The following is a 14376-nucleotide window of genomic DNA, read 5'->3' on the forward strand; positions in this document are numbered from 1 at the left end:
ACGTTGTTTGTTTCGTTCAGTTTTCAAAGAACTAAAAGCGGGTGAAGAGAATCGAACTCTCGACCAGAGCTTGGAAGGCTCTTGTTTTACCACTAAACTACACCCGCGTGGTCGGGAAGACAGGATTTGAACCTGCGACCCCCTGGTCCCAAACCAGGTGCTCTACCAAGCTGAGCCACTTCCCGTAATTGGCGCGCCCGAGAGGAGTCGAACCCCTAACCTCTTGATCCGTAGTCAAACGCTCTATCCAATTGAGCTACGGGCGCTTATTCATGATGTTTTTTCGTCGTTGTAATTTGGCGACTCAATTATCTTATCATACTACATTTTCAAATGCAAGCACTTTTTTAAGATTTTTTTGATGCGGCCGAGAGGACTTGAACCTCCACGGGGTTTCCCCCACTAGGCCCTCAACCTAGCGCGTCTGCCGTTCCGCCACGACCGCGCGGAAAAAACAAAAGTGAGCCATGAAGGACTCGAACCTTCGACCCTCTGATTAAAAGTCAGATGCTCTACCAACTGAGCTAATGGCTCGTAAATGGCTGGGCTAGCTGGATTCGAACCAGCGCATGACGGAGTCAAAGTCCGTTGCCTTACCGCTTGGCTATAGCCCATCGAAATAATTATCTTCTTTTCAAAGACAAATGTTATTGTAACATAATGTCCAATAAAAAACAACTGCTATATAGCAGAAGTTAAAATGGCGGTCCCGACCGGGGTCGAACCGGCGATCTCCTGCGTGACAGGCAGGCATGTTAACCACTACACCACGGGACCATTTGGTTGCGGGGACAGGATTTGAACCTGCGACCTTCGGGTTATGAGCCCGACGAGCTACCGTGCTGCTCCACCCCGCGACAATACTATTCATATAAAATTATATGGTGGAGGATGACGGGATCGAACCGCCGACCCCCTGCTTGTAAGGCAGGTGCTCTCCCAGCTGAGCTAATCCTCCGAAGTGGTGACCCGTACGGGATTCGAACCCGTGTTACCGCCGTGAAAGGGCGGTGTCTTAACCACTTGACCAACGGGCCAATATGTATGGCAGAGAAGAAGGGATTCGAACCCTCGCACCGCGTTAGCGATCTACTCCCTTAGCAGGGGAGCCCCTTGAGCCACTTGGGTACTTCTCTGTATGGCTCCGCAGGTAGGACTCGAACCTACGACCGATCGGTTAACAGCCGATAGCTCTACCACTGAGCTACTGCGGAATAATGAAGACAATTTGTATCTTATAAAAATTCTCTCTGTAAGTCAAGAAGTTTTTAACAACATCTTGTTCAAACGTGACATGTTTATAATATACTGGATTGCGTTTTTACTGTCAAGATGTTTTCGATATCGGTTTGAGTTTCCCTTTACACTTTCCACAGACATATCTTTTTATATTTATTTGACGCCTTCTTACATATTGAAGTGAACACTCCATACATTCATACTTATAAATCTTTTTTTCCTTCTCTTCATTAATCATTCGTTTACAAAAACGTGGTGCATCAACTTTCTTTAACAACTCACGAAAATCCCTGTCCCTGTGCTTATACCCTCTTCCTGCAATATGTAAGTGATAATGACAAAGCTCATGTTTAATAATCCCGACTAACTCTTCTTCACCATACAATTCGTAATATCGATAATTCAGTTCGATATTATGACTCTTCAATAAATAACGCCCACCAGTTGTACGTAATCTATTATTAAACACCGCTTTATGTAAGAACGGCATCTCAAAGTATTGTAGTGACACTTCTTCCACTAGTCGCTGAATTTCTTGCTCATCCACTCTCATTCCTCCTAAACAAAAAAATATTTTTACACTTTTCTCCCTTCTTATACATATATTAAATAGTACATATACCCATCCTCATGTAAGAAGCGTGGTTTCTAAAAACAAAACATGAATAGAAATCCACTCACCAACCTCTCATCAATAGCATTTTAGATTTTTGAGAGCAGGATTAAACAAGGAGGGATTCCTATGCCTACGTGGCTAAAAAAACAAATGCAACGTGCATATTTCGAAAAAAACCGGTATCAAATTAAGTTATTAAATGAATGCTGGTTTTATTATAGCAAAATACATCAAAGCTCATAATCCATTACACTTTTTATTTCATAAAAAAAGAGCAGTTTCATCTGCTCTCTTCTCTTACTATTCAATCGGCAACATAGATAGTGCAACGCGTCCTTTTTTTGTATCAATATCATCTACCCATACTTTTACAATTTGCCCTACTGATACAACATCTAACGGATGCTTTACAAACTGTTTGCTAAGTTTAGAAATATGTACTAAACCATCTTGCTTTACACCAACATCAACAAAAGCACCAAAATCAACAACGTTACGAACTGTTCCTTCTAGTTCCATACCACGTTTTAAATCTTCTAATTTCAAAATCCCTTTTTTCAAAAGTGGTTTAGGCAACTCATCCCTCATATCTCGTTCAGGACTAATAAGCGCATCTATAATATCAACTAACGTCGGCTCCCCAACTCCTGTTTCTTGAGATAACTTAGAAATCTCTACTTCTTCCAATCTCTTTTGTAATTGCGGTTGTCCTACGTCATCTATCGATAACCCTAGACTCTTCAATAACAATTCAACATTTTTATATTGCTCTGGATGAATACCTGTTCGATCTAATGGATTCGCTCCTTCTAGTATACGTAAGAAACCTATACATTGTTCATAAGTCTTTGCACCTAAACGTGGGATTTTCTTTAATTCCGTGCGCTTCGTGAATTTCCCATCTTCTTCTCTCTTTGCTACAATATTTTTCGCAACAGTTTTCGATAAACCTGAAACATATTGTAACAATGCAACCGAAGCCGTATTTACATTAACCCCAACTTGGTTAACAGCTGTTTCTACTACAAATGTTAATGACTCATTCAGTCTCTTTTGAGATACATCATGTTGGTATTGTCCAACCCCAACTGATTTAGGATCAATTTTCACAAGTTCAGCAAGTGGATCTTGCAGACGTCTCCCAATAGAAACGGCACTTCTCTCTTCAACTTGTAAATTTGGGAATTCCTCACGGGCTAAATCAGAAGCTGAATATACACTAGCACCCGCTTCATTTACAATAATATAAAAGACATCTCGATTCACACTTTGTAATACATCTACTATAAACTCTTCTGTTTCTCTAGATGCTGTCCCATTACCAATTGCAATCATTTCAACTTGATATTTATCTATAATAGAAAGAACTTTCGTTTTTGCATCATCATATTTACGAACAGGTGGATGCGGATAAATAACATCGATATGTAGTACTTTCCCCGTATCATCTACTACAGACAATTTACAACCAGTTCTATATGCCGGATCTACCGCTAGCACGACTTTCCCTTTCATCGGAGGTTGTAATAATAAGTTACGTAAGTTCTCAGAGAAAATATGTATTGCTTGTTCTTCAGCTGTTTCTGTTAATTCTTTACGAATCTCTCTTTCGATTGAAGATTGAATTAATCGTTTATAACCATCTTCAATCGCTAATTGTACATAATGTGCACTTTTCGAATCGTTATCACGAATTACTTTCTTATTTAAGAAGGTTACTATCTCATCTACTGGTGGAACAACAGCAACTCTCAATATATCTTCTTTCTCGCCACGATTCATTGCTAATACACGATGTGGTACTACTTTTTGCAATGGTTCTTCATAACTGTAATACATTTCATATATATTCTTTTCATCTTTTTCTTCATCTTTCACGGAAGAAGACATAACACCTTTTCTAAAAGTAACATTTCGAATCCAACTACGATACGCAGCTTCATCTGAAACCATTTCTGCAATAATGTCTTGTGCACCTTGTAAAGCTTCTTCTGCAGATTGCACTTCTTTCTCTACATTAATAAATTCCACTGCCTTTTTAGCCGGATCTTCTTTCTTATATAACAATAACCATTCAGCTAATGGTTCTAATCCTTTTTCTTTAGCAACTGTCGCTTTCGTTCTTCTTTTCTCTTTATATGGACGATATAGATCTTCTACTTCTTGCAACTTTGTAGCTTTAACAATTTGCTGTCGTAGCTCTTCTGTCAGTTTCCCCTTCTCATCAATAAGACGAAGAACTTCTTCCTTCCTATCTTCAAGTTGCATCATATATTGCCATCTCTCTAAAATCGTACGAATTTGCACCTCATCTAAAGAGCCTGTCCATTCTTTTCGGTAACGAGCAATAAATGGAACTGTGTTACCTTCTTCTGTTAATTGAATAACATGACGAACTTGCTTTTCGGTAAAGCCTAATTCTTTCACTAACATTTTCATTAACGCTTGTCGATTATCTACCATTTCCATATACAACCGTAACCTCCTCTATAATAAAAAAAGTTGCCCTTCAAAGAGAGCAACTTAAACTGCCGATTTAAAAATCTATTAGTCCTAAACTAATTTGTAGCGCTTCATCTACACGAATCATCATCACTTCATCTAAGTGAGTGATTTTGTCCGTTAAGCGCTGCTTATCGATTGTTCGAATCTGCTCAAGTAAAATAACAGAATCTCTCTCAAAACCGTACTTTTTCGCATCAATTTCCACATGAGTGGGTAATTTCGCTTTTTGAATCTGTGCAGTAATAGCCGCTACAATCACCGTTGGACTAAAACGATTTCCGATGTCATTTTGAATGACAAGAACCGGACGAACGCCTCCTTGCTCAGAACCAACAACTGGGGAAAGGTCTGCAAAATACACGTCGCCGCGTTTTACAATCAAAATATTACCCCCCGCTAACTAAGCGTTCTACTGTATGAGCTGCTTCATACTCTGCTAAGAAAGCTTCAGATGCAATACCAAGATTAATTTTTCCCATTTCAATGTACCCACGTCGCATTGATTCATGTTGGTAGCGTTTCTTCGTCTTATGTTGACGCAATAACAATTGTGTTGCCTGGCAAATTAGTTCATGGCGATTCTTATTCTCTTGTTTTCCAATTCCGTCCAATTCCGTTACCATTTGCTTTGGCAACCGAACCACGATTTCAGTAGTTACACTTGATTCGGACACAAAAATACACCTCCACCGTCAACTACACACCCAAATATATATATGACACCTATTGTAATAATACCATTGTATGGAGCCTGTTGCAAAGACTTCCTTATTCCTTGCTTATGTTTTCCAATTCACAAACAAAACATTCATCTTCTTAAATTTTTTATCTCATAACTAACTAAAAACAATAGAACTCCTCTTCAAAACTTACGTGCAACTTATATAAAAAATGATTATAAGTAAAAAGCTTCTCATCAAAAAGAGCTTATTATCCAGCAATGAACAGTCACTCCAATGACAAGAAGCAATCATACTACCTTCTATATATTGTTCAAGTAATTAATTATCTCTACAACCTTACCATTCCGTATAAATATTCTCGGCACACGGAAACTGATCGTTGCAATAATTTCATAATTAATAGTCCCTGAGTATTCCGCAACCTCTGTAGCGCTAATATACTCATCTCCTTGCCTTCCAATAAGCGTAACTTTCGTACCAAGTGGCACTTCACAAGGAAGATGAATCATGAACTGATCCATTGTTACTCGCCCTACAATCGGTACCCTTTTACCATTTATAAGCACTTCAAATCCTTGTAACCTCCTAAGCCACCCATCTGCATAGCCAATCGCTACAGTCGCAATCCATTCTTCAGTTTTCGTTCGGTAGGTGACGTTATAACTAATTCCATCACCTTTAATTACCTGTTTAATATGAGCGACTTTCGTATGAAGTGATAGCGCCGGTTCTAATTCAAATGGTAAAAAAGGACGTATTTCTACAGAAGGAGATAATCCATACATTGCAATCCCAATTCGCACTGCATTAAATGTAATCCCTTGAAAACGTAACGTCGCAGCACTATTAGCTGTATGAACAAACTTAGGATCCACTCCGAATTCTTTCAACCAACTTAACTGCTCTAAGAACGTGTTATATTGCTTATCAAAATACGAAGTCTCAACTTCATCTGCCGTTGCAAAATGCGTGTATACTCCTTCTAACTCTAAAAACGGTGCACCCTCTAAACTCTTTAAAAATTCTTTTAGCTCTTTTCTTTCACGTATTCCAATTCTCCCCATACCACTATCAAAGTTAATATGGAATTTCATTACAGATGAACCATCCCAAAGTTTAATTGCTTCGTCCACCCATTCTTTTTGAAAAACCGTTAGCGCTACATCATTTTCAGCAGCTACATTTACATCACGCGGCGGCGAGGGACCTAACACTAAAATCGGCTCAGTAATACCAGCCCTCCGAAGCACTAAAGCTTCATCTAAAAAAGCAACAGCTAACCTTGTTGCACCTGCTTCTAATGCCGTTTTAGCCACCGGTACATAATCGTGCCCATATGCGTTTGCTTTAACTACAGCAAAAATCTCTACATTACTTGGGATGAACTCTTTAATATGTGTAACGTTGTTATAAATGGCATCTAAATCCACTTCCACCCAAGTGTCACGGTAAAATGGTGCTTCTTCCATAAATACACTTCCTTATACACGATATGCGAAGCTTATTCTTTTATATGCTTCTTTTATGAAATCCACCTTCAAACTAAGAAAAGACGTGGTGCACATATATCACCACGTCTAAGAAGTTTACTTCACCTGCTTCGCTGTAACTGAACGAGCAACCATTAACAGCTCCTTCGGCTCTAAACCTTTAGACACGAGCATATATTCTACTCCGTTATGCGACCACGTTACAGAGTCTTTCGTTAATGCACCAATCGTAAACCCAAGATCAACTGGTTCTCCACTTACACTTACCGCTGATGATGCCTCTGCAACTTTTGCCTTTTCTTGTATTAAAGTAAAGGATTTCTTATTTCCAGTGTATGTGAGTATCGCACGCTTGCCACTGTCTGTCTTCAACTCTTTTTCATCTTGCAGAGTCATACCTTGTGGTGTATCAAGTGGATACAAAATAGCAAACGGTTTGTCTTCTTTCGCTGTTGTTTGAACATCTACCTGCGCTCTAGACATATTTTGTTTCGTATCAAATGCACCTTTATCAAATTTCGCATCGAATTTCACTTTAGAGAAATCTACTTTCACAAGAACATTTTGATCATTATCCATTAACTTCACTGAAACTGGAGTCAAGTCGCTCTTATTCAATGTAATCTCTTGTCTCGGCAACATATTTTGATGTTGATAGTTTGTTTTTGTTTTAAAAATATAATACTTATCTGTTTTCTCAAAAGTAAGGTTTTTCTTGTCCTGCAAAATATCTCTTACAAGTGATTCATATAAATAAGCCTGGCTACTATTTTGCGGCCAATCACTTTGAAAACGGAAGCTCTTATTAAGTGCTGGCGTTAATACAAATACACCTTCTTCATTTCTCAAAATAATTTGGCTCTGATCTTTTTTTGCATTTTTTAAATTCACACGATAAAAAGACGGTTCCTTATGCCAAATCTCTACGTTATACTCTTGAGGCTCATTGCCTGTTTTAATAGATAATTTTGCCTCAGCTTGATAACTTTTCATCCCTTTTACTTTTGATTCTAAATCTCTCACGACATCATCTTGCTTCTTTTCCATACAACCCGCCAACACAAAAACGGTCAACAAACCGACAAGAACTAAAAACAGACGCCTTTTCATCAATTCAGCCCCTTTGCCCCTATAAATGAATGGAAGATGTACCTTCCTTATCGCTACCTCAAATATATGAGACAAAGATATAAAATATGCAGACTAGCGTGACAAGCTTTCTAAAACAACTTGAGCAACAGCAAATTCCTTACTATGACTAATTGATAAATGAACAATATACTCTGTACTTGTAATCAGAATTGGCTTACCTCTTTCATCATTTTTCACTTCAATATCTAAAAAACTCACTTCTTTTCCGATACCAGTACCTACAGCTTTTGAATACGCCTCTTTCGCTGCAAACCTTCCAGCTACAAACTCTGTAAGGCGACTTCCTTTCAGCTCCATAGCAACATTACGTTCATTTTCCGTTAAAATACGTTCCATAAATTTAAGCTTTCCATCTAGCATTTTTTCAATACGATTTAATTCAATAATATCGATACCAATCCCTATAATCATTTCAAAATCCCCTTCTTCTATTTAACTTTCTTCTTTCATATTGATAAGAATAACAGAGAATCTTTCTGATGCAAAAGGGGTGATAGTAACCGTATGCTAATAAGATCCACTCATATTTCTTTACAACCGACTATTCTTACCTTACTGCTTATTCATTTAGTCATGATGATATTAGGCGACTTTTTTCTCTTACCACTGGCAGCCTCTAATGAATATATCGCGAAAGGAGAATGGTGGCGTGTCATAACTTCTCTTCTCGTACACGTAGACTTACAACATTTTCTTTCTAATAGTATTTTTTTGTTTGCTCTTGGTTCTTCTATCGAAAAGCAACTCGGACACTTTTCTTTTTTTATTCTATTTTTTCTCTCTGGAATTTCTGGAAATATTTCTTCTTATATTATTATGCCGCTTGAATATATTCACGCAGGTGCATCAGGTGGTATTTTCGGACTATTAGGTGCACAGTTATTTTTATTGTACAATCGATACCGCTCTTCAAAACCAAAAGAAATTGCCATTTTCTCAATTATGATACTTCTATTACTACTATTTACTTTCTTTAACCCTTCTGCCAATCCGATCAGTCATTTAACAGGTTTAATAACCGGTGGCATTTTAACCCCTTTTTTAACAAAAAAAAACGATGGTGCAAAGCTTATTTAATATAAAAGCTTGCACCATCGATAATTTCTACATCTACTTGTTCACTTAAATCTCTCATTAATTGAAATAAAGACTCATCCTTCATCTTCGCCTCAATCATACAATCAATTTGCGGAACACTTCCCTTTATCCTTCTTAAAAAAGATAAAAATGCGTCTACATTAATATAATCTGCATGAGCTCTTGGATCTTTTCCCTCTCTAGGGCTAGAGATATGCATTTTAATCGGCAACAAAGACGTTTCCCACGTATGAACAACACGTGCCCAATCTTCAAACCAATCTTCTTGCTCATTATTCATCATATGGTGATGCAAGTCAAATACGACGGGAATATCTAATTTTTCTCCTAAATATAATGTTTCCTCTAACGTAAAGGTTGTATCATCATTTTCTAATATAATCATTTCTTGAATACCCCTTGGGACATTCGACCAATTCTCTATAAAGCGCTCTAATGCAAGTTCTTTATCTTTATATCCTCCTCCAACATGCAGTACACATCGTTGCTTATGTTCAATCCCCATGCCTTTTAATAATTTTTTGTGCATCTGCAATGTTTTTACAGATTGTTTAAAAACACTCTCTTCAGGTGAATTTAGTACAACAAAATGATCTGGATGGAAATCAATTCTCATATTCATATGAACTGCATATTCACCTAGTTTTTTTAAATTTTCTTTTAACGGACGAATATAGTTCCACTCTAGCAATTCCTCATGATTCGCTAAAGGAATGAGCTTTGAACTGAGCCGAAAGAAAGATATGTCATGCCCTTTATTATGCTTTAATAAACGTAAACAATTTTCTAAATTGGAATTAGCAATTCTTTCAAGCTTACGAATTGCAGCATCACGATCATCTAATTTCTGAAACTGTGCATACGTCATCGTTTGAGATGGAGATGCATTCTTCAAATGCACACTCATCGCAACGTAACCAAGCCTTACAAGCATATAACAGCCCCTTTTCTATCATAACTATTATGTAGTATGCACAATTATAGAAATAAAAAAAAGAGAATGCCCACAAAGGGCATTCTCTTTTTTTTATTAAGCTTGTGGACGGCTATGATGTTTTCTTTCGCCGCGTCCATTTGAAGAACCAGGGCGACCTTGGCCTTCACCTCTACGACCACGACTACCACCATCACGATTACGATCGCGGTTACCATCACGATTGCGATCACGGTTTCCGTCACGATTACGTCCATCACGGTTACGGTCACGATTACGTCCATCGCCACCGCCGCGTCCATCACGACTACGATTACGGTTACCATCACGGTATCCGCCTCCGTTACCGCCGCGTTTTTTAGAACCGCCGCCTCTTGAAACAACAGGTGGTTCTGATGTTAAAGCGATCGGAGTTGTATCCGGCTCTTTAGTCATCATTTTTAAAGCAGCAGCTACTACTGTTACAGAGTCATTTTCTTCTAACATTTCTTCTGCAATACGCTTGTAGTATGCTAAGTTTTCATTTTCAATTGTGCTTTGAAGCTTTTCAGCGATTAAACGTTGTTGACCTTCTAATGCCTCGTCAAGTGTCGGTGCATCCATACGGTCCATTTTACGTTTTGTTGTACGCTCGATATTTTTTAATTGTCCTGATTCACGTGGTGTTACAAATAGCATTGCAATACCTTTTTTACCTGCACGACCAGTACGACCGATACGGTGAACGTATGATTCTGGATCTTGTGGAATATCGAAGTTATATACGTGCGTTACGCCTGAAATATCAAGACCACGCGCAGCAACGTCTGTTGCAACAAGAACTTCAATAGAACCTTCTTTAAATTTACGTAATACAGACATACGTTTCGCCTGAGTTAAATCACCGTGAATACCTTCTGCAGCATAACCACGTAAGTTTAATGCTTCTGATAATTCATCAACACGACGCTTTGTACGACCAAATACGATTGCAAGCTCTGGAGATTGAATATCTAATAAGCGTGTTAACACGTCAAACTTTTTCTTTTCTTGCACTTCTAAATAGAACTGCTGAATGTTTGGCATTGTTACTTCTTTTGCTTTTACTTTAATGTGTTGAGGCTCAGTCATGAAACGCTCAGCAATACGGCGGATTGGATCCGGCATTGTCGCTGAGAATAGTAATGTTTGATGTGTTTCTGGCACATCTGTTAAAATTGCTTCAATGTCTTCAATGAAGCCCATGTTTAACATTTCATCTGCTTCGTCAAGAACAACTGTCTCTACGTTTTGCAGACGAAGTGTTTTACGGTTAATATGATCTAAAATACGACCCGGCGTACCAACAATAATGTGTGGGTGTTTTTTTAGAGCACGAATTTGGCGGTTAATATCTTGACCACCATAAATCGGTAAAATACGAACGCGTTTATGCTTACCAATTTTGTATAATTCTTCTCCAACTTGAATTGCTAATTCACGCGTTGGCGCGATAACAATACCTTGAACCGATTCTTTATGTGTATCCACTTTATCTAATAGTGGTAATCCGAATGCTGCTGTTTTCCCTGTACCTGTTTGCGCTTGCCCAATAATATCTTTACCTTGCAATGCATGTGGAATTGTTTCAGCTTGAATTGGTGTAGCCTCTTCAAAGCCCATACTTTCAACAGATTGCAGTAAAGAATCACTTAATCCTAATTCTCGAAATGTTGTCAATGTTACTTCTCCTTTTCTATCCTATACTTATCATTTAAAAAAAGGCGTTTTCCGAATTTGCGGAAAAGCCCTTTTCCTGAATGCTCACGTATATAAACGGGCGTATATTCTTCACGAAAATACTTCTAAACGTTATTACACTTTATCAATTATAAGTTTTGTATGTGTAAAAAGCAAACCCAACTGTTACCTTATTTTCATATTCAGAGTTTTTTTCTTCACTTTTATTTTTTTATATTTACTGTAAGCGCTTATTATAAGTTTCTTCTATTTTCGTAACTATCATCCCTATTTATATACACCAATTATTTCAACATCGTAATTACTTCTTCTAATTTCATACCGCGAGATGCTTTTATTAATACAACATCTTTCACATCGACTACTGCTTGTAAATCTTTTACTAACTCTTCTTTATTATCATACGCCTTTACACGTTCATTAGGGAAATTAATTTTTGCTCCTTCAGCAATTTGAGCCCCTAATCTACCGTATGTGAATACATGTGAGATTTTTGCTGGATCGATTAATTTTCCTACCTCATAATGGAACTGTACTTCTTGATCTCCAAGTTCTAACATATCACCGAGCACAACGATTTTTTTAGCAAAACCATCTAAACCATTCATTAAATGGAATGCTGCTTCCATAGCCGTCGGGCTTGCATTATAAGCATCGTTGATAATTGTTAAACCACTATTTGTTTTCACAATTTCCATACGCATGCCCGTCATTTGAAGTGTTACTAAACCTTCTTTCATCTCTTCCCACGTTACACCAAAATGTTTCGCAATTGCCATTGAAGCAAGTGTATTATACACATTATGTTTTCCTAACACCGGTAAGTAGAATGAAATATTTTCATCTCTATTCATTTTGAAATGTGTCCCAGTTGCTTGTAATGTTACAGTCGTTGGATAATAATCGTTTGCTCTTGCATCACCAAACGTAACCGTTTCTGCTGCTAAATTCATTCCAGGAACACGATTCGTTAATAAAGGCTCATCTCCGTTATATACGAACACGCCACCTTCTTGTAATCCTGTAACAATTTCTAATTTCGCTTCAGCAATTGCCTCACGAGATCCTAAATCCATTAAATGTGCCTCACCAATATTTGTAATGATAGCTGCATTAGGACGAGCTAACTTAGATAAGAATTCAATTTCGCCTCGGCTTGACATACCCATCTCTAATACTGCTACTTCTGTATTTTCTTCTAAGTTTAAAATGGTAAGAGGTAATCCGATATGGTTATTGAAGTTCCCTTCTGTTTTTTGCACTTTGAATTTAGTCGCAAGAAGACTTGTTACAATATCTTTCGTAGATGTTTTACCGTTACTACCCGTTACACCTACAACTTTAACATCCAATTGATCGCGATAGTTTTTCGCTAACATTTGCAATGCCGATAGCGTGTCTTCTACAAAAATAACCGGAAGATTCTCAGGTGGATTCGCTACATCTTTCATCCATAATGTAGCCACAGCTCCATTTTCAACAGCTTTATCTACAAAAGCATGTCCATCGAAGCGCTCCCCTTGAATCGGAACATACAAGTTTCCTTTTTCAATTTTTCTCGTATCAATAGACACGCCTTGAATAGTAATTCCCTCATATTGCTCTGCTAATTCAGTACCATTTACCATCTGTTCCACTTGCTTTAACATTCGCTTTATCATATATAAACGCTCCTTACATAGAGGAAGCACTATTCCTATGAATAGTGCTTCCTCCTTTTTTGTTAGATTGTATATTTAATTTTTTGTTTTTCTTCGTGACGTTCAATCGCTAAACGAATTAGCTCTTCGATTAATTCTGGATACGGTAACCCAGTATGTTGCCATAATAGAGGGAACATACTGAACGGTGTAAATCCTGGCATTGTGTTTACTTCGTTAATATACACTTCTCCATCTTTCGTTAAGAAGAAATCAGCTCGCGTTAAACCTGCACCGTCTAATGATTGGAATGCAATAATCGCATCACGCTTAATTACATTAGATTCTTCTTCTGTCATTTCAGCTGGAATAATTAGCGCCGTATCACCATCGATATATTTCGACTTATAATCATAGAAGTCCTTTTTCGGAACGATTTCACCTACAACTGAACATTTCGGCTCATCATTACCTAGTACCCCAACTTCTACTTCACGACCTACAATATTTTCTTCTACAATAATTTTGCGATCAAATTGGAATGCCTCTACAAATGCATCCTCAAGTTCTTCACGATTTTTACACTTATTAATACCAACACTTGAACCAAGGTTCGCTGGTTTTACGAAGCAAGGATATCCTAACTTATCTTCTACTTTAGAATAAGCTTCCTCACGATTTTTTTCCCATGCACTACGAATGAAGGATGCATATTTTGCTTGTTTTAAACCAGCCTCTGCAAAGATGTTTTTCATAACAACTTTATCCATACCAGCAGATGATGCTAGAACACCATTTCCTACATAAGGGATATTCATTAATTCTAATAGTCCTTGAACCGTTCCATCTTCACCGTTTGGTCCATGTAGTAATGGGAAAATAACGTCAATAGCGTTCTCCTCAGAAGCTGCAGATGGGATAATTTCTGTACTTAATGATAACGGAGAAATCGCATTTTCTGCACCGCTCATTTTTAAAGCTTCAACATCTGTTACTTCGCCTTCAATACGCTCACCGCGTACCCATTGACCTTGTTCTGTAATATAAATTGGATGAATCTCGAATTTATCTTGATTTAACGCTTTAATAGCAGCAAGAGCCGTCTGTAGCGAAACTTGATGCTCAGCTGATTTTCCACCATATAATAAACCTAATTTAATTTTCGTCAATGAAATCACCCTAACCAATTGTTTTCATTTTTCTATTTTAGCACTTTTTATAAAAATAGGTAGTTCCTATTTGAAATAAAATGTAACTTCCATAAATAATTAAATAACATCACTTATTGGTTTTTCATTTC

The 14376-nt window shown here is 37.6% G+C and carries 13 protein-coding genes and 12 tRNA genes; 2 read left to right on the top strand and 23 right to left on the bottom strand.

Going from position 1 to position 14376, the window contains the following annotated elements; all coding sequences use genetic code 11:
* Positions 1-36 precede the first annotated feature (36 nt).
* From IQ781_RS14185 to IQ781_RS14245, 13 genes are all read right to left on the bottom strand, one after another.
* Positions 37-107: transfer RNA gene (locus IQ781_RS14185), tRNA-Gly, on the bottom strand.
* Between the two features lies 1 nt (position 108).
* Positions 109-185, bottom strand: a tRNA-Pro gene (locus IQ781_RS14190).
* A 4-nt stretch (positions 186-189) separates the two neighbouring features.
* A tRNA-Arg gene (locus IQ781_RS14195) sits at positions 190-266 on the bottom strand.
* A 96-nt stretch (positions 267-362) separates the two neighbouring features.
* Positions 363-445: transfer RNA gene (locus IQ781_RS14200), tRNA-Leu, on the bottom strand.
* Between the two features lie 16 nt (positions 446-461).
* A tRNA-Lys gene (locus IQ781_RS14205) sits at positions 462-534 on the bottom strand.
* 5 nt (positions 535-539) lie between these two features.
* Positions 540-614: transfer RNA gene (locus IQ781_RS14210), tRNA-Gln, on the bottom strand.
* An 87-nt stretch (positions 615-701) separates the two neighbouring features.
* A tRNA-Asp gene (locus tag IQ781_RS14215) sits at positions 702-777 on the bottom strand.
* 3 nt (positions 778-780) lie between these two features.
* A tRNA-Met gene (locus IQ781_RS14220) sits at positions 781-857 on the bottom strand.
* A 25-nt stretch (positions 858-882) separates the two neighbouring features.
* Positions 883-958 (bottom strand) — tRNA-Val (locus IQ781_RS14225).
* A gap of 4 nt (positions 959-962) precedes the next feature.
* A tRNA-Glu gene (locus IQ781_RS14230) sits at positions 963-1037 on the bottom strand.
* An 8-nt stretch (positions 1038-1045) separates the two neighbouring features.
* A tRNA-Ser gene (locus IQ781_RS14235) sits at positions 1046-1136 on the bottom strand.
* A 3-nt stretch (positions 1137-1139) separates the two neighbouring features.
* A tRNA-Asn gene (locus IQ781_RS14240) sits at positions 1140-1214 on the bottom strand.
* A gap of 113 nt (positions 1215-1327) precedes the next feature.
* A complete protein-coding gene (locus IQ781_RS14245; RefSeq protein WP_000344234.1) occupies positions 1328-1786 on the bottom strand; it encodes a SprT family protein in 459 nt (152 codons plus the stop codon).
* Positions 1787-1981: 195 nt separating this feature from the next.
* Here IQ781_RS14245 and cmpA point away from each other — a divergent pair, with 195 nt between their 5' ends.
* Positions 1982-2098 (top strand): cortex morphogenetic protein CmpA, encoded by a 117-nt coding sequence (gene cmpA, locus IQ781_RS14250; protein WP_001143642.1) that lies wholly within the window; start codon positions 1982-1984, stop codon positions 2096-2098.
* 57 nt (positions 2099-2155) lie between these two features.
* On the opposite strand, the gene IQ781_RS14255 is transcribed toward cmpA, so the two are convergent.
* From IQ781_RS14255 to acpS, 6 genes are all read right to left on the bottom strand, one after another.
* Positions 2156-4324, bottom strand: coding sequence for a Tex family protein (locus IQ781_RS14255; protein WP_000426242.1), 2169 nt, complete (start codon positions 4322-4324; stop codon positions 2156-2158).
* A 67-nt stretch (positions 4325-4391) separates the two neighbouring features.
* On the bottom strand, positions 4392-4742 hold the full coding sequence (gene ndoA / locus IQ781_RS14260) for a type II toxin-antitoxin system endoribonuclease NdoA (RefSeq protein WP_000635963.1): 351 nt from the start codon (positions 4740-4742) through the stop codon (positions 4392-4394).
* 4 nt (positions 4743-4746) lie between these two features.
* Positions 4747-5034: an antitoxin EndoAI gene (locus tag IQ781_RS14265; protein ID WP_000004570.1), complete on the bottom strand. Its 288-nt coding sequence runs from the start codon at positions 5032-5034 to the stop codon at positions 4747-4749.
* A 308-nt stretch (positions 5035-5342) separates the two neighbouring features.
* Positions 5343-6512: an alanine racemase gene (gene alr / locus IQ781_RS14270; RefSeq protein WP_000390615.1), complete on the bottom strand. Its 1170-nt coding sequence runs from the start codon at positions 6510-6512 to the stop codon at positions 5343-5345.
* Positions 6513-6629: 117 nt separating this feature from the next.
* Positions 6630-7580 (bottom strand): LolA family protein, encoded by a 951-nt coding sequence (locus tag IQ781_RS14275; protein ID WP_002004297.1) that lies wholly within the window; start codon positions 7578-7580, stop codon positions 6630-6632.
* A 156-nt stretch (positions 7581-7736) separates the two neighbouring features.
* Complete coding sequence (gene acpS, locus IQ781_RS14280; RefSeq protein WP_000583416.1) at positions 7737-8096, bottom strand: holo-ACP synthase; 360 nt, start codon at positions 8094-8096, stop codon at positions 7737-7739.
* Between the two features lie 93 nt (positions 8097-8189).
* Here acpS and IQ781_RS14285 point away from each other — a divergent pair, with 93 nt between their 5' ends.
* Positions 8190-8762 (top strand): rhomboid family intramembrane serine protease, encoded by a 573-nt coding sequence (locus IQ781_RS14285; RefSeq protein ID WP_000908523.1) that lies wholly within the window; start codon positions 8190-8192, stop codon positions 8760-8762.
* On the opposite strand, the gene uvsE is transcribed toward IQ781_RS14285, so the two are convergent.
* The 4 genes from uvsE to IQ781_RS14305 all read right to left on the bottom strand — a co-directional run bounded on the left by uvsE (position 8755) and on the right by IQ781_RS14305 (position 14245).
* Positions 8755-9717, bottom strand: coding sequence for a UV DNA damage repair endonuclease UvsE (uvsE, locus tag IQ781_RS14290; protein ID WP_000961165.1), 963 nt, complete (start codon positions 9715-9717; stop codon positions 8755-8757). The genes IQ781_RS14285 and uvsE overlap by 8 nt on opposite strands.
* A gap of 96 nt (positions 9718-9813) precedes the next feature.
* Complete coding sequence (gene cshA / locus IQ781_RS14295) at positions 9814-11415, bottom strand: degradosome RNA helicase CshA (protein ID WP_000206592.1); 1602 nt, start codon at positions 11413-11415, stop codon at positions 9814-9816.
* A 305-nt stretch (positions 11416-11720) separates the two neighbouring features.
* A complete protein-coding gene (murF, locus tag IQ781_RS14300) occupies positions 11721-13097 on the bottom strand; it encodes a UDP-N-acetylmuramoyl-tripeptide--D-alanyl-D-alanine ligase (RefSeq protein WP_000595957.1) in 1377 nt (458 codons plus the stop codon).
* Positions 13098-13159: 62 nt separating this feature from the next.
* Positions 13160-14245 (bottom strand): D-alanine--D-alanine ligase, encoded by a 1086-nt coding sequence (locus IQ781_RS14305; RefSeq protein ID WP_000161427.1) that lies wholly within the window; start codon positions 14243-14245, stop codon positions 13160-13162.
* Positions 14246-14376: the final 131 nt, after the last annotated feature.

Source organism: Bacillus sp. N447-1 (genome assembly GCF_022701035.1).
In the GTDB taxonomy this organism is placed as follows: Bacteria; Bacillota; Bacilli; order Bacillales; family Bacillaceae_G; genus Bacillus_A; species Bacillus_A cereus.